Origin of the sequence: Pseudomonas sp. Irchel s3h14 (assembly GCF_900187425.1) — a bacterium.
GTDB lineage: Bacteria > Pseudomonadota > Gammaproteobacteria > Pseudomonadales > Pseudomonadaceae > Aquipseudomonas.
Map to the genome: position 1 here is coordinate 189,465 of NZ_FYDJ01000002.1, position 26,218 is coordinate 215,682.

General features: G+C 58.4%; 23 protein-coding genes. 5 read left to right on the forward strand and 18 right to left on the reverse strand.

All coding sequences use genetic code 11. From position 1 onward, the window contains the following. Positions 1-20: 20 nt before the first annotated feature. The 10 genes from CKW16_RS04530 to CKW16_RS04575 form a co-directional block, all read right to left on the reverse strand. The gene (locus CKW16_RS04530; protein ID WP_007939588.1) at positions 21-1,208 is read right to left on the reverse strand and encodes an ATP phosphoribosyltransferase regulatory subunit; all 1,188 of its coding nucleotides are present in this window, start codon (positions 1,206-1,208) and stop codon (positions 21-23) included. Positions 1,209-1,524: 316 nt separating this feature from the next. Next, positions 1,525-2,394: a protease modulator HflC gene (gene hflC / locus CKW16_RS04535; protein ID WP_056746351.1), complete on the reverse strand. Its 870-nt coding sequence runs from the start codon at positions 2,392-2,394 to the stop codon at positions 1,525-1,527. Next, entirely contained in the window at positions 2,394-3,566 is a 1,173-nt protein-coding gene (gene hflK / locus CKW16_RS04540; protein WP_095127395.1) for an FtsH protease activity modulator HflK, read from the reverse strand. Before hflK ends, hflC begins: the two co-directional genes overlap by 1 nt. Positions 3,567-3,662: 96 nt before the next feature. Further along, entirely contained in the window at positions 3,663-4,964 is a 1,302-nt protein-coding gene (gene hflX / locus CKW16_RS04545) for a ribosome rescue GTPase HflX (protein ID WP_095127396.1), read from the reverse strand. Positions 4,965-4,976: 12 nt separating this feature from the next. Beyond that, positions 4,977-5,237, reverse strand: a complete 261-nt coding sequence (gene hfq, locus CKW16_RS04550; RefSeq protein ID WP_007902656.1) for an RNA chaperone Hfq — start codon at positions 5,235-5,237, stop codon at positions 4,977-4,979. A gap of 94 nt (positions 5,238-5,331) precedes the next feature. Continuing rightward, a complete protein-coding gene (gene miaA, locus CKW16_RS04555) occupies positions 5,332-6,303 on the reverse strand; it encodes a tRNA (adenosine(37)-N6)-dimethylallyltransferase MiaA (protein WP_095127397.1) in 972 nt (323 codons plus the stop codon). Continuing rightward, the gene (gene mutL, locus CKW16_RS04560) at positions 6,303-8,213 is read right to left on the reverse strand and encodes a DNA mismatch repair endonuclease MutL (protein WP_095127398.1); all 1,911 of its coding nucleotides are present in this window, start codon (positions 8,211-8,213) and stop codon (positions 6,303-6,305) included. Before mutL ends, miaA begins: the two co-directional genes overlap by 1 nt. Further along, positions 8,210-9,637, reverse strand: coding sequence for an N-acetylmuramoyl-L-alanine amidase (locus CKW16_RS04565; RefSeq protein ID WP_095127399.1), 1,428 nt, complete (start codon positions 9,635-9,637; stop codon positions 8,210-8,212). Before CKW16_RS04565 ends, mutL begins: the two co-directional genes overlap by 4 nt. Next, positions 9,638-10,108 carry a tRNA (adenosine(37)-N6)-threonylcarbamoyltransferase complex ATPase subunit type 1 TsaE gene (tsaE, locus tag CKW16_RS04570; RefSeq protein WP_046045717.1) on the reverse strand — a complete coding sequence of 157 codons (471 nt, stop codon included), beginning with the start codon at positions 10,106-10,108 and terminating at the stop codon, positions 9,638-9,640. Next, positions 10,096-11,595, reverse strand: coding sequence for an NAD(P)H-hydrate dehydratase (locus tag CKW16_RS04575; RefSeq protein WP_095127400.1), 1,500 nt, complete (start codon positions 11,593-11,595; stop codon positions 10,096-10,098). Before CKW16_RS04575 ends, tsaE begins: the two co-directional genes overlap by 13 nt. 63 nt (positions 11,596-11,658) lie before the next feature. On the opposite strand from CKW16_RS04575, the gene queG reads away from it, so the two are divergent. Beyond that, positions 11,659-12,753 (forward strand): tRNA epoxyqueuosine(34) reductase QueG, encoded by a 1,095-nt coding sequence (gene queG / locus CKW16_RS04580; protein ID WP_095127401.1) that lies wholly within the window; start codon positions 11,659-11,661, stop codon positions 12,751-12,753. A 57-nt stretch (positions 12,754-12,810) separates the two neighbouring features. Here the strand turns inward: queG and CKW16_RS04585 are convergent, their stop codons facing one another. The 4 genes from CKW16_RS04585 to orn all read right to left on the reverse strand — a co-directional run bounded on the left by CKW16_RS04585 (position 12,811) and on the right by orn (position 20,293). Further along, entirely contained in the window at positions 12,811-17,448 is a 4,638-nt protein-coding gene (locus tag CKW16_RS04585; protein WP_256580443.1) for an RHS repeat domain-containing protein, read from the reverse strand. A gap of 78 nt (positions 17,449-17,526) precedes the next feature. Next, positions 17,527-18,522: a hypothetical protein gene (locus tag CKW16_RS04590; RefSeq protein ID WP_095127403.1), complete on the reverse strand. Its 996-nt coding sequence runs from the start codon at positions 18,520-18,522 to the stop codon at positions 17,527-17,529. A 436-nt stretch (positions 18,523-18,958) separates the two neighbouring features. After that, on the reverse strand, positions 18,959-19,570 hold the full coding sequence (locus CKW16_RS04595; protein WP_008153267.1) for a trimeric intracellular cation channel family protein: 612 nt from the start codon (positions 19,568-19,570) through the stop codon (positions 18,959-18,961). Between the two features lie 180 nt (positions 19,571-19,750). After that, positions 19,751-20,293 (reverse strand): oligoribonuclease, encoded by a 543-nt coding sequence (gene orn / locus CKW16_RS04600; RefSeq protein WP_008035288.1) that lies wholly within the window; start codon positions 20,291-20,293, stop codon positions 19,751-19,753. A 107-nt stretch (positions 20,294-20,400) separates the two neighbouring features. Between orn and rsgA the strand changes: the two genes are divergently transcribed. The 4 genes from rsgA (at position 20,401) to CKW16_RS04620 (ending at position 23,500) form a co-directional block, all read left to right on the forward strand. After that, a complete protein-coding gene (gene rsgA, locus CKW16_RS04605; RefSeq protein WP_046056847.1) occupies positions 20,401-21,432 on the forward strand; it encodes a small ribosomal subunit biogenesis GTPase RsgA in 1,032 nt (343 codons plus the stop codon). A 212-nt stretch (positions 21,433-21,644) separates the two neighbouring features. Continuing rightward, entirely contained in the window at positions 21,645-22,052 is a 408-nt protein-coding gene (locus CKW16_RS04610) for a TIR domain-containing protein (RefSeq protein ID WP_095127404.1), read from the forward strand. 3 nt (positions 22,053-22,055) lie between these two features. Then, positions 22,056-23,015: a caspase family protein gene (locus tag CKW16_RS04615; RefSeq protein WP_095127405.1), complete on the forward strand. Its 960-nt coding sequence runs from the start codon at positions 22,056-22,058 to the stop codon at positions 23,013-23,015. Next, entirely contained in the window at positions 23,015-23,500 is a 486-nt protein-coding gene (locus tag CKW16_RS04620) for a toll/interleukin-1 receptor domain-containing protein (protein WP_095127406.1), read from the forward strand. The genes CKW16_RS04615 and CKW16_RS04620 overlap by 1 nt, the downstream gene beginning before the upstream one ends. A gap of 115 nt (positions 23,501-23,615) precedes the next feature. Here CKW16_RS04620 and CKW16_RS04625 read toward each other — a convergent pair whose 3' ends face one another. The 4 genes from CKW16_RS04625 to motB form a co-directional block, all read right to left on the reverse strand. After that, positions 23,616-23,948, reverse strand: coding sequence for a type II toxin-antitoxin system HicB family antitoxin (locus CKW16_RS04625; protein ID WP_095127407.1), 333 nt, complete (start codon positions 23,946-23,948; stop codon positions 23,616-23,618). Then, entirely contained in the window at positions 23,945-24,199 is a 255-nt protein-coding gene (locus CKW16_RS04630; RefSeq protein WP_095127408.1) for a type II toxin-antitoxin system HicA family toxin, read from the reverse strand. The genes CKW16_RS04625 and CKW16_RS04630 overlap by 4 nt, the downstream gene beginning before the upstream one ends. Positions 24,200-24,657: 458 nt before the next feature. Next, positions 24,658-24,927 (reverse strand): hypothetical protein, encoded by a 270-nt coding sequence (locus CKW16_RS04635; protein WP_095127409.1) that lies wholly within the window; start codon positions 24,925-24,927, stop codon positions 24,658-24,660. 253 nt (positions 24,928-25,180) lie between these two features. Continuing rightward, on the reverse strand, positions 25,181-26,215 hold the full coding sequence (motB, locus tag CKW16_RS04640; protein ID WP_095127410.1) for a flagellar motor protein MotB: 1,035 nt from the start codon (positions 26,213-26,215) through the stop codon (positions 25,181-25,183). Between the last annotated feature and the right edge of the window lie 3 nt (positions 26,216-26,218).

The window sequence follows — 26,218 nt, forward strand, 5'->3', positions numbered from 1 at the left end:
GCCGCGGCCGACAGGAAAACTCAAGAAGCCAGTGGCGATACTTGCCAAAGCCCGTTCTGCTGAATCAATTGCCGGTCGCAGTCCGCTTCACGGGCGGCGGCCAAAGGTTGCCCAGGCAACGCCTGAACGACACGCTGACCCTCACTGCGCAACTGGCAAACCTGCTGCCAGAGTGCCGCATCCGTACTGTCAGGCATCCAGATACCGCCAGACGGTAACTCGATCTCAGCACGCCCCAGGGTCACCAGGGTTTTCAAATCGGTAGAGAAGCCGGTTGCCGGACGGGCACGACCGAAGTCGGCACCGATGTCGTCGTAACGACCGCCCTGAGCAATGGACTGGCCAACACCCGGTACGAACACCGCAAACACCACACCGGTGTGGTAGTGGTAGCCGCGCAACTCGCCCAGGTCGAAATACAACGGCAACTCAGGGAAACGCGTGGACAGACGCTCGGCAATCGCCAGCAAGTCGTCCAGAGCGGCCAATACCGGCGCTGGCGCATTCGCCAGACGCTCGCGGGCAGCGCTCAATACTTCACGGCCGCCACACAGGTCGACCAACGCCCGCAACATGCCCGACAGATCGGCAGGCAAGCCTTCGGTCAACGTAATGACCTCGTCGATGGCCTTACGTTGCAACGCATCGAACAACTGCTGTTCAACTTCACCGGACAAACCGGCGGCGCGAGCCAGGCCGCGGTAGATACCCACATGACCGAGGTCCATGTGCACATCCGGCACATCGGCCAGTTGCAGCATAGCCAACATCAGGCTGATGACTTCCACGTCGCTGCTCGGGCTGGCATCGCCGTACAACTCGGCACCCAGCTGGATCGGGCTGCGCGAGGACGACAAGGCGCGCGGCTGAGCGTGCAGCACGCTACCGGCATAGCACAGACGGCTCGGGCCTTCGCGACGCAAGGTGTGCGCATCGATGCGCGCCACTTGCGGCGTGATGTCAGCACGGAAACCCATCTGCCGGCCCGATTGCGGGTCGATGACCTTGAAGGTACGCAGATCAAGGTCCTGGCCCGCGCCGGTCAGCAGGGATTCCAGGTACTCGATATGGGGAGTCACGACAAACTCGTAACCCCAGCTCTGGAACAGATCCAACACCTGACGACGCGCGACTTCAATGCGCGCCGCTTCTGGTGGCAGTACTTCTTCGATGCCATCTGGCAGCAGCCAGCGGTCTACCGTTGCCATTACGCCATTCCCCTATGATCCGGGCGGCAAGCCTTTGGGCGAGCCTTGAGTGAAGCAGAAAATGATCGGCTCATGTGCAAACCACGCGCATGAACAACGCGGCGAAAAGCCTGAAATCGGCTTCACCAACCACTTTCCTCGAAAAACCTGTCGAGTCATTCAACTCGGACGCCTGCATAAAAAACAGCAATCAAACGTGCAGACGCAAAAAAGCCGGGAATTTCCCGGCTGCCGCATCATACACACGTTTTCCCAAAGGATCACCCCGCCCGAGGTGTTAGCCGTCAGGCGGGGGATGATTCAGGTCAACGTCGTATCAAGGCTTGGCTTTTTCCAGGTAACGGAAGAAGTCGCTGCTTGGGTCCAGGACCATGACGTCGGATTTGTTCGCGAAGCTTTCACGGTAGGCACGCAGGCTACGGTAGAAACCGTAGAACTCCTGATCCTGGCCGTAGGCCTTGGAGTAAATCGCAGCAGCCTGGGCGTCACCATCACCGCGAACCTCTTCGGATTCACGATAGGCTTCAGCCAGCAACACGCGGCGTTGACGATCAGCGTCGGCACGAATGCCTTCTGACAGTTCGTTACCCTTGGCGCGGTGCTCGCGAGCTTCACGCTCACGCTCGGAACTCATGCGCTCGAACACGCTGCGGTTCACTTCTTTCGGCAGATCGATGGCCTTGACCCGAACATCGACAACTTCGATGCCCAGCTCTTTTTCCGCCATCTTGTTCAGCGAAGCCGTGATATCGGTCATCAGCGCATCGCGCTCACCGGAAACCACTTCGTGCAGCGTGCGCTTACCAAACTGGTCACGCAGGCCCGATTCCAGACGACGGGAAAGACGTTCGTCAGCAATCTGCTTGAGGCCGGAAGTCGCGGTGTAGAAGCGCTCGGCATCTTTCACGCGCCACTTGGCGTAGGCATCGACCATGACGGCTTTCTTTTCCAGCGTCAGGAAGCGTTGTGTCGGTGCATCCAGCGTCATCAGGCGTGCGTCGAATTTGCGCACCTGGTTAACGTAAGGCACTTTCACATGCAGACCTGGCTGAACATCAGCCTGGACCACGCGACCGAACTGCAGCAGCACCGCACGCTCGGTCTGAGCCACGATGTAGAAGCAGTTCCAGGCAGCGATCGCCACGACGACGCCGACAATAAGGGCGATCAGCGATTTATTGCTCATCAGCGACTCTCCCTGGTACGTGCTGGCTGTTGCTGCAGATCGGCTGCCGCACGCGCATTCGCTTCATTGCTGGTGGCTGCCGCACCGGTCACCGAAGTGCTGGTGCTGCGACCACTTTCGACCATTTTATCCAGCGGCAAGTACAGCAGATTGCTCTGGCCATTCTTGTTGCCGGTCACGAGAACCTTGCTGGTGTTGCTGAAGACTTCCTGCATGGTGTCCAGGTACAGACGCTCACGGGTGACTTCAGGTGCCTTGCGGTACTCGGCCACCAGTTTGGTGAAGCGATCGGCCTCACCCTTGGCTCGCGAGACGGTTTCGTCACGGTAACCATTGGCATCTTCGATGATGCGCTGAGCCTGACCACGGGCTTCCGGCACGACGCCGTTGGCGTAGGTTTCAGCCTGGTTGCGCGAACGCTGCTCGTCTTCACGGGCGCGGATCACGTCATCGAAGGCTTCCTGCACTTCACGCGGTGCGGCTGCGCTCTGTACGTTGACCTGGGTGACGGTGATGCCGGTGCGATAGGTATCCATGAAGCGTTGCAGACGCTCCTTGATTTCGCTGGCCATCAATTCACGACCTTCGGTCAGCACCTGGTCCATCGCGGTGGAACCCACCACGTGGCGCAAGGCACTTTCGGTCGCGTGCTGAAGGCTGATTTCCGGCTGATCAACGCTCAGCACGAAGTCCTGCAGGTTGCTGATCTTGTACTGCACGGTCAGCGGCACTTCGACGATGTTTTCGTCTTCAGTGAGCATTTGACCCTGCTTGGTATAGGCACGCTCACGCGTGACGTTTTCCAGGTACTTGCGATCAAGCGGCGGGAAATAGATGTTCAGACCCGGGCCGACAGTTTCGTAGTACTTGCCGAAGCGCAGCACCACGGCTTGCTCCTGCTCGTCGACTACATAGACCGCGCTGTACAGCCATACGGCCGCCAACACGACCAGGCCGATGCCGAGCAGACCGCCGAAGCCGCTACTCCTGCCCGAACCGCCACCGTCATCACCGCGTTTCTTACCACCACCGAACAACCCGTTCAGGCTTTCCTGCAGCTTTCGGAAGGCCTCGTCGAGATCCGGTGGTCCCTTGCGGTCGCCGTTATTGCGGCGTTTGCCACCCCAAGGATCCTGATTATTCGAGTTGCCACCCGGCTCATTCCAAGCCATAGCGCTCTCCATCTGATAAAGCAAAGACGCACCCACGGCGCGCCGACCAATGCTACAGAATGCCTGTCACCGCGGCACAACCGCTTTTTCAGGCTTTTATTGCAAAGTGTGTTGTTCGATGAACTCTGTCGGCACAACGCCTTCACGGCTGACCAGCCGATTGAGCTCCGAGCGCGGCAATCGAACGGCCAGCAAGCTGACACCTTCTTCGTCGTGTTCTTCTTTCTGCACCGCTCCGAGCTCGAAAAACTGCGCACGCAGTCGAGCGAATCGTTGCGGCAAACGCAAGGTACCGATAAACAACTCACTGCCCAGCAACTCGGCAATGGCTTGCTCAAGCAATTCCAGACCACTGCCATCACGCGCCGACAGCCAGACCCGTTGAGGCTTACCGTTTTCGTCGCGCTGGATTTGTGGCTCAACGCCTTCAAGCAAATCGAGTTTGTTATAGACCTCGAGGATCGGCAAGTCCTGAGCACCAATCTCGCCCAGCACCACCATCACCTGCTCGATCTGCAACATGCGATCCGGTTCGGCCGCATCGATCACGTGCAACAGCAGGTCGGAGTTGCTCGACTCTTCGAGGGTAGACCGAAATGCCTCGACCAGCTTGTGGGGCAAGTGGCGAATGAAACCCACCGTGTCAGCCAGGACAATCGGCCCCAGGTCGTCCAGTTCCAGACGGCGCAAGGTCGGGTCCAGCGTGGCAAACAACTGGTCAGCCGCGTACACGTCGGATTTCGTCACGTTATTGAAGAGCGTGGATTTACCGGCGTTGGTATACCCCACCAAAGACACGGTAGGGATATCCGCACGCATACGGCCGCGTCGCGACTGTTCGCGCTGGCTGCGCACTTTTTCCAGCCGGCCTTTGATCTGTCGCAGGCGAACCCGCAGCAAGCGACGGTCGGTCTCCAGCTGGGTTTCACCCGGGCCACGCATGCCGATACCGCCACCTTGGCGTTCAAGGTGAGTCCAGCCACGAACCAGCCGGGTGCTCATGTGGTCAAGCTGGGCCAGTTCTACCTGGAGCTTGCCTTCATGGGTACGGGCGCGCTGGGCGAAAATATCGAGAATCAGACCGGTGCGGTCGATCACGCGACACTCGAAAACACGTTCGAGGTTACGTTCCTGACTGGGCGTGAGGATGTGATTGAAAATCACCAGATCGGCCTCTTCGGCCTTGACCAGGTCGCGCAGTTCCTCGACCTTGCCACTGCCAATGAGGAATTTGGCGGTTGGCCGATGACGCGGCACGTTAAAAAACGCAACGGTCTCGGCGCCCGCCGAATTAGCCAGTTCCTGAAACTCCTGCGGATCTTCGCGCGCCTCAGGGTCCTGTCCATCCAAGTGAACGAGGATCACTCGCTCACCACCACCGTGGCGCTCAAAGAACAAAGGAGACTCCTATCAGGCGTTACCTGGCTCAGCGTCACCTGCTTCGGATTCGGTTGCGCTAGGCAGACGAATTGGACGAACCGGCACCACTGTAGAGATAGCGTGTTTGTAAACCATCTGGCTGACGGTGTTTTTCAGCAGGATAACGAACTGGTCGAAAGACTCGATCGTACCTTGCAGTTTGATCCCGTTGACCAGGTAGATGGAAACCCCCACTTTCTCTTTACGTAAAGTATTCAAGTAAGGGTCTTGTAGCGAATGCCCTTTTGACATGTGCCGCACTCCTTTAAGGATTCAATATAAAAAATAGGTAAACAGATGGCTTGTGGCCGTCAGACCCCCAAGGATAGACGGCAATTGCAAGGACTCAGCTCAATATGGAGATGGTCCCCAGGTATTTCAAGGCGCGCGGCAGATTGTCGCAATCCAGGCTGTCCAACCAGTGTAAATCAGCCCAACTGCGCAGCCAGGTGAACTGGCGCTTCGCCAATTGGCGCGTGGCAATGATTCCACGCTCCTGCATCTCGGCTTGCGTCAGCTTGCCATCCAGGTAGTCCCAGACTTGTCGGTAGCCTACTGCACGTATAGACGGCAACCCGGCATGCAGGTCACTTCGCTTACGCAGGGCTACGACCTCGTCAATGAATCCCTGTTCCAACATTAAAGTGAATCTTTGTTTAATTCGCTCATGCAGTACCTGGCGATTTGCCGGAGCAATGGCCAAGTTCGCGACAGTATAGGGCAATTGTTGCAGTCCCGAAGCGGCTGCTTCAGTACTTTGCGCAGATTGTTGCAAGCGTAGCGCAGTCATGCTCTGACCGCTGACGCGATAAACTTCCAGTGCTCGACTGAGGCGCTGAGGATCGTTCGGATGTATACGCGCTGCAGATTCCGGATCGATGACCGCCAATTGCTCGTGCAGAGCTTGCCAGCCAAGGCGTGCAGCCTCTTCTTCGATCTGTGCGCGAATGGCCGGGTCAGCCGCCGGCATGTCTGCCAGACCTTCAATCAAAGCCTTGTAATAGAGCATTGTGCCGCCCACCAGCAGCGGAATTTTGCCCCGCGCGGTGATCTCGGCCATGGCTTCGAGGGCATCACGACGGAAATCGGCGGCCGAATAGCTCTCTGCCGGATCAAGAATATCGATCAAACGGTGTGGAAATTCAGCCAGAAGCTCTTTTGAAGGCTTGGCGGTGCCGATGTCCATGCCACGGTAGACCAGCGCCGAATCGACGCTGATCAGCTCGCAAGGCAGGACTTTGGTGAGTTCGATGGCCAGGTCGGTCTTGCCGGCGGCGGTCGGCCCCATCAGGAAAATCGCAGGAGGGAGCTGGTTCATCAACGACCGCGCAAGAACAGTTTGTCCAGATCGTCCAGGCCCAATTGGGTCCAGGTCGGTCGGCCATGGTTGCATTGACCGCTGCGTTCGGTGTTTTCCATATCCCGCAGCAGACCGTTCATTTCCGGCAGGGCCAGACGCCGATTCGCACGAATCGCGCCATGGCAGGCCATGGTGCCGAGCAATTCGTTCAGGTGCGCCTGAATCCGGTCACTGGTGCCGTACTCCATCAGATCCGCCAGTACATCACTGACCAATCGATTGGCTTCAGCTTGCTTGAGCAAGGCCGGAATCTGCCGGATGGCCAGGGATTCCGGGCCCAGACGTTGCAATTCAAAGCCCAGGCGCTGGAACCACGCGACGTGTTCTTCGGCGCAATCGGCTTCGCGCTGACTGACTGCCAGCGACTCCGGCACCAGAAGCGGCTGACCGCTCAGGCCTTCGCTGGCCATGGCGATTTTCAGGCGTTCGTACATGATCCGCTCGTGAGCGGCGTGCATGTCCACCAGCACCAGGCCCTGGGCGTTTTCCGAAAGAATATAAATGCCTTTGAGCTGCGCCAGTGCATAACCCAGCGGCGGAATATCATCCTGCCCGGCCGGTAGCGCGACCGCGTTGGCTTCTGGCAGCGGCGCAAAAAACTCACGGTAGGCGGCCTGAGCTTCAGCCGCAGGCACACCCGATTGAGGGCGCGGCGAGTACTGATATTGATAACCGGCACCAGCGCCCGAGCCGGCCGGCGTATTGAACGACGGCTGGGCCTGAGGCTGTTCCAGCAAGGCATTGGCCGCCAGACGCATTTCGCCCTGTGGACCGAACTCGCCAGCATCAATGCCGGTCGGTCGAACGATGGCCGTCGCGACAGGCGCGGCCAGATGGTCTTCCGGCCGCACATCGCCCAAGGCGCGGTGCAGGGTGCCATAGAGGAAGTCGTGAACCATGCGCCCGTCACGGAAACGTACTTCGTGCTTGGTCGGGTGCACGTTGACGTCAACGCCTGCCGGATCGACTTCGAAAAACAGCACGAATGTCGGGTGCCGACCGTTGAACAGCACGTCGCGATAGGCCTGGCGCACCGCGTGGGCCACCAGTTTGTCGCGTACGGCACGGCCGTTCACAAAGAAATACTGTAAGTCCGCCTGACTGCGGTTGAACGTCGGCAAGCCGACCCAACCCCACAAATGCAGGCCATTGCGCTCGATCTCGATCGGCAGCGCCTGCTCTAGGAAACCCGAACCGCAAATTGCCGCCACACGCCGGGCACGGGCCGCGTCGTCATGGGCTTCGTGCAGGCTGAGGATGGTCTTGCCGTTGTGGCGCAGATGGAACGCCACGTCGAAGCGCGCCAACGCCAGACGCTTGATCACTTCTTGCAGGTGATCGAATTCGGTTTTTTCGGTCTTGAGAAACTTGCGTCGTGCCGGGGTGTTGAAGAACAGGTCGCGCACTTCCACCGATGTGCCCACCGGATGGGCCGCTGGTTGCACGCGAGGCGCCATGTCCCGGCCTTCGGTCTCGACCTGCCAGGCCTGATCGGCATCACGGGTGCGGGATGTTAGGGTCAGACGCGCCACCGAGCTGATCGAGGCAAGTGCTTCACCGCGAAACCCGAGACTCATGACCTGCTCGAGGTCCTCCAGATTGCGGATTTTGCTGGTGGCGTGGCGCGCCAGAGCCAGCGGCAGGTCATCGGCCGAAATGCCGCTGCCATCGTCGCGAACCCGCAGCAACTTGACGCCGCCCTGCTCCACATCGACATCAATGCGCTTGGCGCCGGAGTCGAGGCTGTTTTCCAGCAGCTCCTTGATCACCGAAGCCGGGCGCTCAACCACCTCACCGGCGGCAATCTGGTTCGCCAGTCGCGGGCTGAGCAGCTCGATGCGAGCCGTGTTGGTCAGCACCTGGTTCATTCTTTGGCCGCCAGTTCAGTGCCGGGGATGGTCAAGTGCTGACCGATTTTGAGCTCATCACTCGACAGTTTGTTGGCGCTGCGCAGCGTGGCCGGAGACACCTGATATCGCACGGCAATCATCGCCAGCGTCTCGCCGGGGTTCACCCGATGGTCACGAGGACCTTGCGCGATCCCACCGGAATCACGCAGCCAGGCGATGTAGGTGCCCGGTGGCGGATTCTGCTGGAAGAACTGGCGCACGCCGCTGCTGATCGAACGCGCCAGCGCTTGCTGGTGGTTCGCAGCGGCAAGCTTGGAAGCTTCGTTGGCGTTGGAGATGAACCCGGTTTCCACCAGGATCGACGGGATATCAGGCGACTTCAGCACCATGAACCCGGCCTGCTCAACGCGCTGTTTGTGCAGCGGCGTGACGCGACCGATGTTGCTCAAGACTTTCTGGCCAACGTTGAGGCTGGAGGTCAGGGAGGCAGTCATCGACAGGTCGAGCAGCACGCCCGCCAGCATGCGGTCCTTGTCGTCCAGGCTGACGTTGCCGGCACCACCGATCAAGTCGGAACGGTTTTCGCTGTCGGCCAGCCAACGGGCCGTTTCCGAGGTCGCGCCGCGATCAGACAGGGCGAACACCGAGGCACCGAAGGCAGCGGCCGAAGGTGCGGCGTCGGCGTGAATCGAAACGAACAGGTCGGCGCCCTTCTTGCGGGCGATTTCAGTACGGCCGCGCAACGGGATGAAGTAGTCGCCGGTGCGGGTCAGTTCGGCGCGGAAGCCTTTCATGCCGTTGACCTGACGCTGCAGTTCACGGGCGATGGCCAGTACCACGTCTTTTTCACGCTGACCGCGAGAGCCGGAGGCACCCGGGTCTTCGCCGCCGTGACCGGCATCGATGACCACAATGATGTCGCGCTTGCCGGCCGGGGCTGGCGGCAGCTTCACCGCAGGCTCCACCGGAGTGACCGGCACCGGGGCGACCGTCGCGACATTGGTTGGCGCCGGAATTGGCGCGGCGTCGGCGGCGTTATCGAACAAGTCGACCACCAGGCGATTGCCGTACTGGGCGTTTGGCGCCAGGGTAAAACTTTTCGGCGTCACGGCTTTTTTCAGGTCGATGACCACCCGCAGGTCGGTCGGCGTACGTTGAGCCGAGCGCATGGCGGTGATCGGAGTGTTCGAGCTGTTGACGTTCAGCGGCGCCCCCAGGGATGCGCCATTGATGTCGATGACCAGCCGATCCGGGGCGGTCAGGGTAAAGACACTGTGCTGGACGGGACCGCTCAGGTCGAACACCAGTCGTGTGTTGTCCGGAGCCCGCCACAGGCGAACGCTGTTGACTTTCGTCTCAGCCACAGCGTCGACGGTCACCGCCAAAAACAACAATCCTACGGCAGCTACCATCGCGCGAAAGCGCATACCTAACCCCATCATTTAATTGGTTTCCAATGCCAAAGCGGCACACCACGACTCGCCACGCGAGCCCTGGGACAAAATTTTCAGCGAACGCCCGCCATCTTGCGGGCTAATGGTAATGGTCAGGTCGGGCTTTGGCAAAAAGCCTGCACCCTTTTCGGGCCACTCGATCAGGCACAACGCGTCGTCTTCGAAGTAGTCGCGGATACCGAGGTACTCCAGCTCTTCAGGATCGACCAGGCGGTAGAGGTCGAAATGGAAGGCCCGGATGTCGCCAATCTCGTAGGGTTCGACCAGGGTGAAGGTCGGACTTTTTACCGCGCCCACATGCCCCAAGCCACGGATGATGCCCCGGGACAGCGTGGTTTTCCCCGCGCCCAGATCTCCCTCGAGAAAAATCAGACCGTGCCCTTCGGTGGTTTGTGCGATGCGTGCGCCAAATGCGGTCATCGCCTCTTCATCAGCCAGGTACAGGGTTACTTCAGACACGGTGCTTGCTCCTCCAACAACTGACGAATGGCTGGAATCAGATCACTGGCCGCCAGCCCACGGCCCGATTTACCTTCTTGCGCGCCGGCATTGGCATGCAGCCAAACGGCCAGGCAGGCGGCGTCGAACGCCTCCATGCCTTGAGCCAGCAACGCGCCGACCAGACCGGCCAGCACATCACCCAAACCGGCGGTGGCCATGGCCGGATGGCCTTGATGACACAACGCCAGGCGCCCTTCGGGGCTGGCGATCAGGCTGCCGGCGCCTTTCAGCACCACGACAGCTGTGTATTTTTTGCTCAATGCGTGAGCGGCAGCGGGGCGGTCAGCCTGAACTTCGGCAGTTGATATCCCCAGCAGTCGCGCCGCCTCGCCCGGATGCGGTGTGATCACACAATCCTTGGGCAAGCTCACGTGCTCTGTGGCCAGCAGATTCAATGCATCGGCGTCCCAGACTTGCGGCAGCGGCGCGTTGGCAGCCGCCGACAAAAGACTGCGCCCCCAGGAAGCCTGACCCAAGCCTGGGCCGACAACCAGCACGGAAACCTTTTGCAGCAGTTCCATCAGTTGATTGGCCGACGAAGTGCCCAGCACCATGGCTTCGGGGATTCTCGCCAACGCGGCCGGAACATGCTCACTGCGCGTCGCCACCGACACCATGCCCGCACCACTACGCAGCGCACTTTGCGCGCTCAGCAGGATGGCGCCGCCAAAGCCGCGATCACCGCCGATCAGCAATACATGGCCGAACTTGCCTTTATGGGAGGTTGGAGCCCGGCCCGCCAGACGCGGCAAGGAACTGGCCGTCAGGCGACGTGCACTGATGGCGACTCCGTTAAACGACTCGGGGGAGGCTTGCAGATCGTTGAACACCAACTCGCCGACCACGTCTGCAGCATCGCCAGTGAACAGACCCAGTTTCAGGCCGATGAACGTCACGGTCAGGTCAGCCCGCACCGCAGCGCCGAGTATTCGGCCGGTATCAGCACACAACCCCGAAGGGATATCCACTGCCGCAACCGGCAGCCCGCTGCCATTGATCGCTGCGATGACGCCCGCGTAGGGTTCTCGCACCTCTCCCGTCAGACCGGTGCCGAGCAAGGCATCCAGCACGATACCGCGCAACTCGGACTGTGCGCTCCAGGCTTGAACCGCGACACCTTCGGACACGGCCTCTGCATGGGCCAATGCCGCGTCACCCTGTAAACGCTTGGGGTCACCAGCCGCCAACACCCGTACATGCCAGCCGGCACGTCGGGCCAGCACGGCCACCAGATAACCGTCGCCGGCGTTATTGCCGTGGCCGGCCACAACACTCAATTCGTTCGCCGTCGGCCAATGCCGGACCAGCGCACGCCAGGTCGCCCGCGCCGCGCGCTGCATCAATTCGAAGCCCGGTGTGCCGGCCGCGATCAGGCTCGCATCGAGTGCTCGCACTTGCGCGGCGCTATACAGCACGTCGGGTAAATCATCTTTAGTGTGCGGCATGCGTCTTCGGGCTCCGATGTCTGGCAGAATTATACGCACCTCAGCTCCGGTTTCTCTCGCCTCATGCCCGCAATTACCACAGACCTGCCCGCCCTCGCCCAATCCATCAAGGACTGGGGCCGCGAGCTGGGCTTTCAGCAAGTCGGCATCAGCGGCCTCGACCTGGCCGAGCATGAGCAGCACCTGGAGCGCTGGCTCGCGGCCGGCTACCACGGCGAAATGGACTACATGGGCGCCCACGGCAGCAAACGCTCACACCCGGAAGAGCTGGTGCCCGGCACACTTCGGGTGGTTTCCCTACGCATGGACTACCTGCCGGGCGACACCGAAATGGCCAAACGACTGGCACAACCGGAAAAAGCCTACGTCTCGCGTTATGCCTTGGGCCGTGATTACCACAAGTTGATCCGTAAACGCGTGCAACAACTGGCCGATAAAATTCAGGCCAAAATCGGCCCGTTTGGTTTCCGAGCCTTCGTCGACAGCGCGCCAGTGCTGGAAAAAGCCATCGCGGAACAGGCCGGTCTTGGCTGGATCGGTAAAAACACCCTGGTCCTGAATCGCAAGGCCGGCAGTTACTTCTTTCTCAGCGAACTGTTTGTCGACCTACCGCTGCCGGTTGACCCGCCACACAGCACCGAACATTGCGGCCGTTGCACCGCATGCCTCGACATCTGCCCGACCAACGCCTTCGTCGGCCCGTACGTGCTGGATGCCCGACGCTGCATTTCCTACCTGACCATCGAACTGAAAAGCGCGATCCCGGAAGATTTGCGGCCACTGATCGGCAATCGGGTGTTTGGTTGCGATGACTGCCAGATCGTCTGCCCGTGGAACCGCTTCGCCCGTCCGTCCGGCGAAAGCGACTTCAAGCCACGGCACAATCTGGACAACGCGGAGTTGGCAGAGCTGTTCATGTGGGATGAGGAGAAGTTCCTTAGCAGTACCGAAGGTTCGCCGTTACGGCGAGCGGGTTATGAGCGTTGGTTGCGCAATCTGGCGGTGGGTTTGGGTAATGCGCCCTCAACGATTCCGGTGCTGGAAGCCTTGAAGGCGCGGCGCGAGAGCCCGTCCGATTTGGTTCGCGAGCATGTGGAGTGGGCGTTGCAGCAGCACGAACAACGCGCCTCAAAAACCTTGGCAATCAAACCGGTATGACACCCGGAACGCGCCATTCATCGCAATGACCTCACAAGATCGCGGCGTCGAAAAAGCTTAGGTAAACGCCAGACGATGTGCCGAAAGTTCCCGCACCTGAGAATGGGAACCGCCCTCGTCGCCAGCCGCCTCGCGCGGCCGCCCCTGTCTGGCCCCTGATGCCTGGGTCATGCGAGAGGACAACGTCCCACGCTCGGACGAGGGCCTATTCTTGAATATCGCGGCTCCGGTAATGTTTGAGGGGTCGACACCCGCGTAAGGGTCAACGCCACTGGAACCTTTCGAATCAAACGCGCCCAACTGATCAGACAGGCCGTAACCGAGCTCAAGCGCACCGTAAATCCCCCCGGCGCTCGGCCCCTTCGATAAACCATTGGCGACTTTCGAAGCAAAACCTCCTGCCCCCTTGGTGGCCGAGTTGACCCAGCCAGCGCCCATCGAGCCCACGCCCAACCCCAGACTCACCCAGCCGAGAATCCCGCTGGGATCCAGATGCGGGGCAACCTCCTGAATGATCGAATCCGCAATACCCACCGCGGCAGACGCGACAGCCAGCCCGATACTCAAGATCGCCAAGGGTGTTGCAGCTCCGGCAGTCAGAACGGTGATCACCACGCCTGCCACCGCCAGAAACACCCCTAACAGCGCCTTCCAGAAGTGCCCGGTCGGGTCGACGCGGTTGATCGGATCGCCCCCGCAATAGGCGTAAGGATTCAGCCCCCCCTTACCAAATGGGCTCATGTTGTCGGGGCTCAGGAAACGCATCAGCGTCGGACTGTAGGCCCGGTAGCCATTGCCTGACAGGTACAAACCGGTCAAGGGATCAAGTTGCTCGCCACTGAAGCGCAACAGACTGAACAATCCGCCCTCGGCCGGATGATGACCGTAAGGGGTGAACGCCAGATCCTGGTGCTGCGTTCCTTTCAACTCAGTGAGCACCGTCTGCTGCTGGTCGACACCGAACAGCCGGATTCCCGCGTCCTGCCCACGCGACTGCTGGCCGAGCACAATCGCGTCCTGGCGCATCAGCGTGCAGTTGTCGTTGCCGCGAATCTCATTGACAACCTGATCGTCTCGATAGACGCGCAAGGTGGCCGCCCCCGTTGGTTGCGAAAGTTCGACCAACTGATCCTGACCGTCATACCGATAACCACGGATAACCGCTCCGACCGCGCTGGCCACCTGAGTCAATCGTCCCAGCACATCGTAAGTAAAGGCACGTCCTTGCTCATCCTTGATCAATCGACCACTGGCGTCGTACCGCAACTCCACTGGCGCTGGATAATCCTTGTGCGTGTGAGAAATGCCGATCAACTGTGTCGGATCTGCTGCACTGTACCGATAGCTCGCCACGTTCACGCCGCCCGAAAATTCGGTTGTCAGGGTCAGGAGATTGTCCATCGCATCGAACACGTAGGTTTGCCGGTTGATCGTCTTGCCATAGGGGTCGACCGGCCGCTGCTCGCCCGTGCAGGTGTACTGGCGGAGGCGTCCACGCACGTCATAGCTGAAATGCTCATCGCGCAACAACGTGCCGCCCTGTCTCCAGATCTTCTGCGCCAGCTTGTTCGCCAGGGTGTAACTCGACGTCAGGGTGTGCGCTTCCTGGCCACTGATCTCAAAACGACGCGAGGCCTCTCGCCCTTGGTCGTCATAGGTGATCCGAGTGACCAGCGAGCGTTGCGTGGTCTTCTCCACGGTGCTGACCGTGATCAGCTGACCCAGACCGTTATAGGCAAAAGTTGCCTTGAGGGAAGGTTGTTCATAGGAAATCGGACGCCCGCACTCATCGTAGTCAGTTTTGTGTTCGTCCCCGAGGGCATCGGTGAAGGTCAGCGGACGCCCTTCCAGGGAGTAGCTATAACGAACGTTATGGCGGTGACCTGCACCGGTCAGTGTTTCAGCTTTCAGACGTCCGGACGGGTAGTACTCTCGAACAGCTTCGCGCCCTTGCTCCGCCAGCTTCGTCGGCAGGCCCAGCGCGTCGTAGTGGTAGCCGGCCAACAGTTCGCCCGCGTTGCGCGACGTCATGCATCCGCTGAGGCCGGACTCATAGTGATAGTGGATCTGATCGCCACCGGCCGTGCGACTCCAGGCCGGCTGGGAGTGGCCTGCCGTGTAGCCCAATGTGGACACCCGGCCGCCGACACGATTTTCGGTCATTCGGCCCAAGCCATCGAACACTTGCTGCCCCACGCTGCGCTGGGCCACTTTGAGTTCAGTGGGCAACGCGGCCCGACTGTGACTGGCATAGGCGGTTTCCACCCGGGTGCCATCGGGCAATACGCTGACACACAAACGATCGAATACATCGTATTCAAAAAGGGTCACGTTGCCGACCGGATCCGTCTGGCTGACCGTACGGCCCAACCCGTCATAAACTTGCGTCGTCTTGCCCAGGCTTCCTTGCTGAAGATCAAACACCTCGACGCTTTCCGGCTTGTCGAAGAAATTGAAGCGGGTGACTTTTTTGCCCATACCGTCGACCCATCGGGTTTCGGTGCGCGATACCGGATCAATGTCCTGGTGCTCTGTCCGACCATCGGGGTGAAGAATGCTTTTGATCTGCCCCCAGTCATCAAAGACAAAACCTGTTTTCATTACCACTTGGCGTCCCGCCCACCAATCGGTCCGAACCTCTTCGATCCTCTGCCCCAGCACATCGTGCCGGGCCGTGAGCACCGGCTTCATTACGCCCCCCGCCGAATTCTGCGTCGAGTCGCTGTCTTGCTCCTCGATGCCAATCACCCGATCCAGGCCGTCGTAAATGACTTTGTGCTGAACATTGTTGGCATCGGTGCCGAGAATCGCGGCAGGTGTGTCACTCCCTCGGGCCAGTTCATAGGACGTGATACGAGTTGCCTTGAAGATCGTGTCGGGCGCCACGGTTTCGCTCACGACCCGACCCAGCGAGTCGTATTCGAATGTCAGCATGCTGTCGTCTTCATTGTGCTCGGACAGTTTCACACCGTTGAGCGCGGAGAAGACCTGGGTCGTCGTCTTGCTGGTACGGTCGAATCCTCTCTGTGTGGTTTTGCGGGTCAGGGAGGTGCCATTGAGCACGTACTCGAATTGCAGCAGGGTCGACTTGTTGTCCTGAGTCATGGTCTGCTGCTGCGGCAAACCGTGGCGCCGAGGGTCGGCGGGACTGCTGAGATACTCGTGATCGGTCTGCAGGCGCAGCGTTGCATGGCTCCCAATGACCTCAAGCAACTGCTCCTGCACGAGCACCACATCTGGCGTAACGGCCCCTTCAAGCAGCGGCAACAATTGGTACCGCGAGCGAGTGATCTTCGTCGCCGCCGCTGCCAGCCCGGCAGTCGGAATGACCGTCCGCTGCTTTTCAAAACGCACAAACGCCAACGGGTCGGCGAGGCAGCCGTCGCTCCCGCCGACGGGGTAATACTCAAATACGGTTGTCACGCCATTGGGCTCAACCTTCTTGAGCAGATTTCCGTACTCGTCATAGACGGTATCCGTGACTTTGGGAACGGATTTGAGCTTCGACGAACGATTTTCGTACACCCATGTCTGGGTTTTCGGTAAACGGAACTGTGCAGGCTGTCTGGCAAGACTTTCCCCAGGCAGCAAGTGATATTCGATGTCCTGAGTACTGACGGCATCGCCGCACGTCGCGACTTCTTTAATCAACAGATGAAACTTGTTGTAGGTACGCACGACAAACCGGTGAACCCTGTCTCCCGACATCAGCCGCTCGGTAGAACTGTAAGTAAACCGGGTGGCCGCGCGATAGAGGTTATCCCCTGTGTTTGACCAGTTGATACCTGCCGCCCCGCCGAGAAAGTTGGCGTCCGAGAATTGGTACTGCCGAGTGATGGCTGGCTGACCATGACGGGGGAAAACGGTATGCGAACTGACGCACGGTATCGATTGCATAGGCGCCTGCGGGGGAAGGCGATGTCCGACCGCTTTGTAACTGATGGTCTCGCGGCCCCCCTGGGGGGTTTCCACCGAGGTCACACACGTCACACCGCCAATTTGCTGCAAACCCAGAACCCAGGCGCCTCCCTTGGGCAGGCTCACCGTTGCCTGGCTGCTGGATTGCGAGAGCATGAAACTCGCCTCACAGGCCGAGCCCGGGTACATCACCACTCGCACGTTCGCGTTGCGAATCACGCTCAACAGCACGCGCCCCGAGCTCCCCGCCTCTGCTTCCCTGATTTCACTCAGCACCGGACGTCCATTGATCGAAGTGTACGCCAGCACCACCGTTGCACCCTTGGGCGAGACAATCCGCATCGGTACTGCCATGTTGCTTGAGCCGTAAACCCGCAACTCTTCGCGCAACCCGCTTTTGTGGACCACATGGTAATCAACGCTGGAAAGTTTAGTGACCTTGACGGTGTTGAGCTTGAGCTCGTTGAACACCAACACGCCGGAGGTCTCCGCGGCTTGATAACTCTCGCCGTTGGACAACATTATCGTCTTGCCAAGCACGTCATAACGCGTCAATGCCAACGCCCAACCCGAACCAAAACCACTGTCAGTACGATTGAGCGGATTGAATTGCAACTGAACAGGCAGCGATGGACCGTTCAACGCACCGGACTTTATCTCGCACAGCGATAGAGCCGCCGTATATAACCCCGTGCGCGGATCAACCCCGCCCGAGATGAAATCTTCAAAATTAAAAGCATTGGAATACAGACTTGAGCTATCCATAGCACCAAGCACTCCTTATCAAATAAATATATAAATCAATAGAAACACGCGAGAGGTAGCCGGCATTAGCCAGCCACCGGCCATCAGCCATCAGCCACGCAGCAAGGTGAAGTTGGCGTTAGTTAAATTGATACCGATCATCAATCGGTGTTCATTACCATATTCATCAATAATAGAAAACCGATAAGGTTCCCGACGCACGCGCGCATTATCGTAATACTTGGTAGATTGCCCAAGAACAACCGTTAGTTCACCACGATTCTGGTTTACCGGAAGATAGTAATGATGCGAAGCACCACCCGGCAGGTTCACATCAACCCGACTGACATGTACTGCGGGAAAGACGCCCATAAAATGCCGTATCGATTTACCACTCCCCAGGTCACCAGAACTGCAAAATTCTACGGGTGGATAATGTGGAGCGTATTGTGTGCTAGTCCACGACAACAAACGAACTTGTTTGGCGGACAGGTACAACCCCAGTTGATAGCGATAGATAACATCACCGTCCAACTCGCCACCGACACGCTGCGGCACCCAGGAAAACTGCTCAACCGTATAGGTAACAGGGGGGACGGCGATGAGTGTTACAGCAGAATCATATCTATCACCAAACGGGTTGGCCGTATTGTTGGTCCTGAATACTTTCCCGGCCACCGTGATTTCGGCCGCAATATCCAAAGACTCCGCTCGGTTCGAGGACACCCAGAATTCAACAGGTCGGGTTGCCAAAGATTGTGTCGATACCTTGCTGGCCAACGCCGCCTGGCTGCCACCCGGCATGTCATGGGTATATTCGTTCTCAGTACTGCTCACAGTCCAGCCATCCCTTAACGGCCGGCCGTCCCGGTATTGAATCAACTTCAACGTCAAGAGATCCGGGTAATAAGCCAGCGGCACCGGGTTCCCGTCCGCATCCTCACCTTCTGCAAAAACCATGACCCGGACTTGCATCCGGCCATTACCATACAAACTTTTGGACTGAACACTGGAGAAGGCATCGAACCTGACTTCAAACTTCGACAACTTCACTGCCGGACCTGCTACGGTTACCGAAGAGGCGTTACTTCCTTGTAAATCATTCATAGTTTATTCCTTGCTATGGCTTTAGACGTGCGACACGCAGGTCGCAATTTAACTCACCACTCGAACAAACAACTTATTCAGTCAGCGGCAAGCCATTGATCAAAAGTAATAACACGGAGATGTAACTTTAGCAAAACCCAAACAAGACACTTAACAATCAACGACAGCAACCAAACACTTCAAACCACAACAACTTATTTCAGTGTAATTATTTTCCACACTTTCAACACTTCCAAAGCAAACTTTACCCACCCCACCACCAACCCATATCAAACAAACAAAGTACTTCAGCAATCGAATGCGCTACAGCACGCACGATTTAAATAGACCGGTGATGTGGGTCAATTTATTTCGGCATTCCTGATTTCCGGAGATATCTTGCAGCACTCATCCTCCCGCAAAAGTTCGGGCGCAAAGTAGAACGAGGCAGAGCAACTCAGGCTTCGTCGTTGTAAACGAACTTCGGCATTTCCCAATGAAACCGGATCGCCAGTAACCGCAACAGGAAGCCACCAAACAAGGTGATGAGAATCGCCTGTTCACCCGGCAATTGCAGGTAGATGCAGAGCATGTAGCACCACGCCGCTGCGAACGAGACGCTGGCGTAGAGCTCGCGGCGGAAGATCAGCGGGATGTCGTTACAGAAGATGTCGCGCAGGATGCCGCCGAACACCCCGGTGATTACGCCACTGACCGAAGCCACCAGCATGCCGTGGCCCATTTCCAGCGCAGTCATGCAACCGATCAGGGTGAACGCCACCAGGCCCACGGCGTCGAGCACCAGAAACAGCGAGCGCAGGTGGCGCATCCAGCGTGCAGCGAACACCGTGAACATCGCCGCCACCGAGGTCAACACCAGGTATTCCGGGTGTTTGACCCACGTCAGCGGGTAGTGACCGAGCAGCACGTCACGCACCGAACCCCCACCCAACGCCGTGACGCAGGCGATCAGCACCACGCCAAACCAGTCCATCCCGCGACGACCGGCAGACAGGGCACCGGTCATGGCTTCGGCGGTAATGGCGATCAGGTAGAGCATCAGCAACATGGCGGCGGTCCTTGCAGGAAGGCGCGCAGTCTAGCCATTTAGTCGCAGCACCAAAAGGGGGCGTTCACGCAGGTAGACCGAGTCGACTTCTTCGCGGGCAAGCCTCGCTCCTACAGAGTTCGCGCATCCCCTGTAGGAGCGAGGCTTGCCCGCGAAGGCGTCAGTGCAGACGCTGCCGGATCAGAACTTGATGAAATGCTTGCGGTAATGCTGCAGCTCGGCGATCGATTCGCGGATGTCGTCCAGGGCCAGGTGAGTGCTGCCCTTTTTGAAGCTGTCACGCACGTCCGGCGCCCAGCGTGCGGCCAACTCTTTCAGCGTCGAGACGTCGAGGTTGCGGTAGTGGAAGAAGCTTTCCAGCGATTTCATGTGGGTATAAAGGAAGCGACGGTCCTGGCAGATGCTGTTGCCGCAGATCGGCGACTTGCCCTTCGGCACCCATTTTTCCAGGAAAGCGATGGTTTCGGCTTCAGCCTCGGCCATGCTGATACGGCTGTCGCGAACGCGCTGGGTCAGCCCGGAGCCGCCGTGTTGACGGGTGTTCCACTCGTCCATGCCGGCGAGGATTTCGTCGCTGTGATGGATGGCGATCACCGGACCTTCGGCCAAGGTGTTCAGGTCACTGTCGGTGACGATGGTGGCCATTTCGATGATGACGTCGGTATCAGGGTTCAGACCGGTCATTTCCAGGTCGATCCAGATCAGATTCTGCGGGTTTTGCATGTGTCGGCTCCTAGGCAATGCTGCGCAGTTTAGCCTAGGGCGGCAGCCGGGCGTGCTAAACTCGCGGCCGTTTTACCTAATCGCTGCATTCTTGATACGGAACACCCATGGCCAAACGCCAACTCAATCGTCGTCAAAACTGGCGCATCGAAAAGATTCAGGGCGAACGCGCTGCCCGCGCCGCCAAACGCGAGTCCTCGGCTGTCGAGGCACTTGAGGGTGGCGATCTGGGTCCGGAACAGACGGGCCTGGTGATCGCGCACTTCGGTGTGCAGGTCGAAGTCGAAGCCCTCGATGGTGATTTGGCCGGCCAGGTGTTCCGCTGTCACTTGCGCGCCAACCTGCCGGCGCTGGTGACCGGCGATCAGGTGGTCTGGCGTGCCGGCAACCAGGGCATCGGTGTGATCGTGGCGCAACTGCCGCGTAAAACCGAACTCTGCCGTCCGGACAGCCGTGGTCAGCTCAAACCTGTAGCCGCCAACGTCGACATGATCGTCATTGTCTTCGCGCCGCTGCCCGAACCCCATGCCAACTTGATCGACCGCTATCTGGTCGCTGCTGAGCACGCAGGGATTCGTCCGCTGCTGTTGCTCAACAAGTTCGACCTGATCGACGAGCAGAACGCCCCGGCGTTGAATGCCTTACTGGCCGTTTACCGCACCCTGGGTTATCCGGTGCTGGAAGTCTCGGCGCACCACGGCAATGGCATGGAGCAACTCCAAAAACAACTGGACGGGCGCATCAGCGTGTTCGTCGGCCAGTCCGGCGTCGGCAAGTCTTCGCTGGTCAACAGCCTGTTGCCTGAAGTCGAAGCCCGTGTCGGCCCGCTGTCCGAGTTGTCCGGCCAGGGCACTCACACCACCACTACCGCGCGGTTGTTCCACTTCCCCGGTGGCGGTGAGCTGATCGACTCCCCGGGCATCCGCGAATTCGGCCTGGGCCACGTCAGCCGTGCCGACGTCGAAGCCGGTTTCATCGAGTTCAACGACTTGATCGGCACCTGCCGCTTCCGCGACTGCAAGCACGACCGCGAGCCGGGTTGCGCCTTGCTCAAGGCACTGGAAGAGGGTCGCGTGCAGCAGCAACGGATGAACAGCTATCGCTCAATCATCGCCAGCCTGCCGGAAACCAGCTACTAAACAGACGCGCCCGCTGCCTCGACACTGACGGGGCGGCGCGCCGCTTGTAGCATCCTACAAATATCCTCACCCTTTAAACGTCAGAGACTTCTGTAAGGCTCTTGCACGCCTGTTTGTAAGGGAATTCTCTTTATCAGTGCAGGTCTTGTTGCGACCACTCAAGTGCATACATTCAAGCCCTCTTCGCACATTGGCGATACCGAGGGACACCCATGCAAACCTATCATTTGTTCATCAGCCACTCGTGGAACTACTCAGACGCCCACGACAATCTGGTCCGCCTGCTCAACGCGAAACCCGGCTTCACGTTCAAGAATTTTTCGGTGCCACCGGACAACCCGATCATCGGCGCGAAAACCGACAAGCAACTTGAAGAAGCCATCGAAAACAAGATTCGGCTCTGCTCGGCAGTGCTGATCATGGCGGGGATGTATTCGACCTACAGCAAGTGGATCAACAAGGAAATCGAGATCGCCAGGCGTATGGGCAAGGTGATCATTGCGGTGAAGCCGTTTGGTGCGGAGCGAATTTCTACCGTGGTGCGCCGGGCAGCACACGCAGAGTGCGCGTGGAACACCAACAGCATCATCAGTGCCATTCGCACTCACGCGGCGGGCTGAACCATGCGCAAGGGATTGTTCATCGGCATTAATAACTACAGCCATGTTTCGCAATTGAGTGGCTGCAACAACGACGCGATGGCCATGGCTTCGGTGCTGAAAACCGACGCCAATGGCGATCCGAATTTCAAGAACCTGGTCCTGACCTCCGCCGAAGATTATCTGAGCCGTGAAAAGCTCGAAGGGCATATCCAGGAATTGTTTTCAGGCGATTGCAGCGTTGCACTGCTGTACTTCGCCGGTCACGGCAACTTCGACGTCGACACGGACGAAGGCATGCTGATCCCCCAGGACTACAAATCCCCCAAAGATGGAATTCGCATCAGCGACATCCTGAATTGGGCGACCAAAGCTGTAAAAATCAAAAACAAAGTGATTATTCTCGACTGCTGCCAGGCGGGCTCGGCGGGCGAAGTGCGGGCGCTACGCAGCGAAAGCAGCATGGTGTGCGAAGGCATGACCATCCTCACCGCGTGCAAAAAGGAAGAGCCGGCAATGGAAGGCGCCAACCACGGGGTTTTCACGGGGCTGTTGCTGCAAGCCCTGCACGGCGGCGCCGCAAATATATTGGGGAAAATCACCCCCGGCAGCCTCTATTCCTTTGTCGACAACGCGCTCGATGCCTGGGAACAACGACCTGTTTTCAAGACCAATGTGTCACAGTTCATTTCATTGCGAGAAGTCTCGCCGCTGATCCCCAAAGAAATTCTGCGCAAACTGCCTGATTGGTTCGAAGAGGCGGAATCAATGTTCGCCCTCGACCCGAGCTACGAACCTACCGAAGCCACGTTCGACCCGGAGCACGGCGAAATCTTCGCCCAACTGCAAAAGTGCAACCGCCACAGCCTGATCGAACCGGTGGACGCCGAGCACATGTACTACGCGGCCATCCATTCCACCGGTTGCCGCCTCACCGCCCTCGGCGCCTATTACCGCGAGCTCGCGATCAAGGGACATTTCTGATGCCTGTGTTTATCAGCTACCGCCATAGCGATCGGCCCCACGCCATCGCCATCAACACCCGTCTGATTCAGGCCAACATCAAGACGTACTTCGACGTGCTGGATCCGGAATCACAAACCACTGACGACATCACCGGGGTCATCACCCGCAACATCACCGCGTGCACGCACTTGCTCGCCGTGATTTCGGAGAACACCGCACAGTCCTGGTGGGTGCCGTTCGAAATCGGAGAAGCGACGATCAGCAATCGCCGCATCTGCTCGTATCAGGTTGGCCCCAGCGCTTTACCGTTGTACCTCGACAAATGGCCGAAACTGAGCGGCGATACGGACATCAATTTTTTCATTGATGCTTATCGTGAGGAGGTGATAACCAAACGCTCGATGGGACTGGAATCGATCAGTGAGTCGGTTCGCGGCATCTACAAAGGAAATGCAGACCTGTTCCACGATCAACTCAAGAACCGCATCCGACGCGGTTTCTGACAGGTGCAAAAAAAAGCCGCGATGATCGCGGCTTTTTTTGTATTTTGTCTCGTGTCTCGCCCTGAACAAGGTTTACACCTTCTGGCTTCTTTTCAGGAAGGTGCAATGGCAGTGGTCAGGCATGCACCTCACGATCAAGAACGTCAGCTACCCACTGATTGATACTCTTGTGGGCTAGCTGCGCTTTTACGGCGACAGTTGCGTGGAGTGCCGGCGCTAAACGCAGACTGAGGTGGCCAGAATAGGGCTTCTGCGGTGTGCGCCCGAGCTTGGTGCAAGTCTCCAGATAATCAGTGACGGCCTCTTCAAATGCATCTCGAAGCTCCTGTACTGACTCGCCATGAAACCCAACAATATCTCTGATACCAGCAATATGGCCGACAAACAGGCCATCTTCCTCGCTGTATTCAATTCGGGCGGCATAGCCTTTGTAATTCATTACGCTCATGGGGTGACTCCTGCTTGTTCAAGGAAAGCCCGAGCATCACGAACCTGGTAGGGCTTTGCTTCTTTGTCCGGGTGTGGTCGGTGAAAGGTGGCGACCACACCGTTCAGCTCAAAGCGCACCCGGGACCCATTGCCTTCAATGGTCTTGGCGCCAGCGGTACCGAATAATGACTCGATACGGGCCCACTCCAGCGCGGCAGGGGTCGGCCTTGAGAATACTGCTTTCAGGGTGCTGAGCTGTTTGTTATTCATGGTATGAAATTATGATACCGCGCAAAAGAAAGCAACCCTGAATCCTGACTCATCGGCCCTGTCCACACCCCAAGCGCATGGCAGGCCAACTGATGCTCCCAGCTGGAAGATGGCTTCCCGAATCTGATTCTTCTGGGCCTGGACGGATGAAAATGACCAAGACTGACAGAAACGCGACCGGCAAGACGGAAAAATCCTAGGCAATAAAAACCCCCTAAGCGGTCTCAGCACCGAAGCACTTCAACCGATAGGGGGCGTGTTGTGGGCGATTGTAAGGGTTGAGGACTTCTCATCAACTGCAGCCAGGCACTGGCGCCCCAATTAAAGCAGAGACAACCGTCCTTAAAATACAAACGCCCGATGCGATGCATCGAGCGTTAGGGTGAAACAGGTGTAAACCTATTTCAGGACTAGACATGTGTGACAAAAAAGCCGCGAATACCGCGGCTTTCCAATCTTCAGCGTGCTTCTTTTTCCAGCCTCCAGCCCAGCGCATCCAAGGCGTCGCAGCCATCCTGTATCAATATGTGAGCAGCATTGGCGAAATGCTCTAGATCATGACCTTCGGCATCCTTCACGCACAGGCAAGTGACGCTGTTAAGCAGATTACGTGCGGCTTTGAGTCGGTGGACGGCGGTTTCAAGAAGGTCGGAAGCACGGGCTTCAGTGTCGATGTATAGCGTCGGGCCGACGCTAAAGTTGCCTTGGAGCGGATGGTATTTAGCCATGGGTCAAAACTCCGGATAATTTCGAGAGATTTCATCTGTGGTTCGACTGGCTAAAGTCGATCACCGATTCGTCGGCGACGGACAAACTATAGGCGAGCCTTAAGCGAAGAAAAACCCGGTTTATACGTCTCGGATACTTCCTACACCTTTCTCGGACATGCCCTCATTCCTTGATTTTTACCGCGATCAGGTAGATCTAAATACATTCTTGCAGGCACAAAAAAGCCGACATCGCTGTCGGCTCTTTTATGGGTCACTGCTTCGGCGGTTCCGCCGGTTTCGGCGCAGGATCTTCGAACAGGTTCAAACGCTCGCGAAGCTCATGCGCCGGCAACGGTTCCTTATCCGCCGGCAACGCATTCGGATCGGCTGGCGTGACGGGCACTTCGCCCGGGCCGCCCTGCCCTTGCGTTGGCGTTTGCTCTGGCGCCGGTTCCGCACCTTGCGAACCTTCGATGGCACGCTGGGCTTTCTTGGTCAGTACCACGATGTCGATACGGCGGTTGACCGGATTGAACGGGTTCTCGCGATCGAACAGTGCTGACGAGGCATAACCGACGACCCGCGCCACCTGTGCATCCGGATAGCTGCCAGCGATCAGCGCACGACGTGCCGCGTTGGCACGGTTGGCCGAGAGCTCCCAGTTACCGAAATCACCCGTGCCCGAGTACGGCTTGGCATCGGTGTGGCCGCTGATGCTGATCTTGTTCGGCACCGCTTTAATGGTGTCAGCCATGGCCAGCAGGATGTCTTCGAAGTACGGCTTCAGACGGGCACTGCCGGAGTCGAACATCGGCCGGTTTTCGGCGTCCACGATCTGGATGCGCAAACCGTCCGGCGTGATCTCGAACAGGATCTGGTCTTTGAATTTCTTGAGTTGCGGGTTCTCTTCGACCTTGTTCTGCAGTTCTTGCAGCAACAGCTCGAGACGCTCCTTCTCGACCTGCTCGGCCATGCCTTCAACCTGCTCGGCGTCGATGGTCACCTTGTCTGGCTGCGGCTGAGATTTCACCTCGGGGTTGAGGGTGTTCTCCGGCGCCAGGGTCGGCGTGCCGCCCAGGTCGATGATGTACGGCGTGCCGCTTTCGGAAAAACCGACCGGGTCCTTGAAGTAACCGGCGATGGCGATCTTCTGTTCAGGCGTTGCGGTGGACAGCAGCCACAGCACAAGGAAGAACGCCATCATCGCCGTCGCGAAGTCCGCGAAGGCGATTTTCCAGGCGCCCCCGTGATGCCCACCGGCGATGCGCTTGACGCGCTTGATGATTATCGGCTGGTTATTTTCCATGAC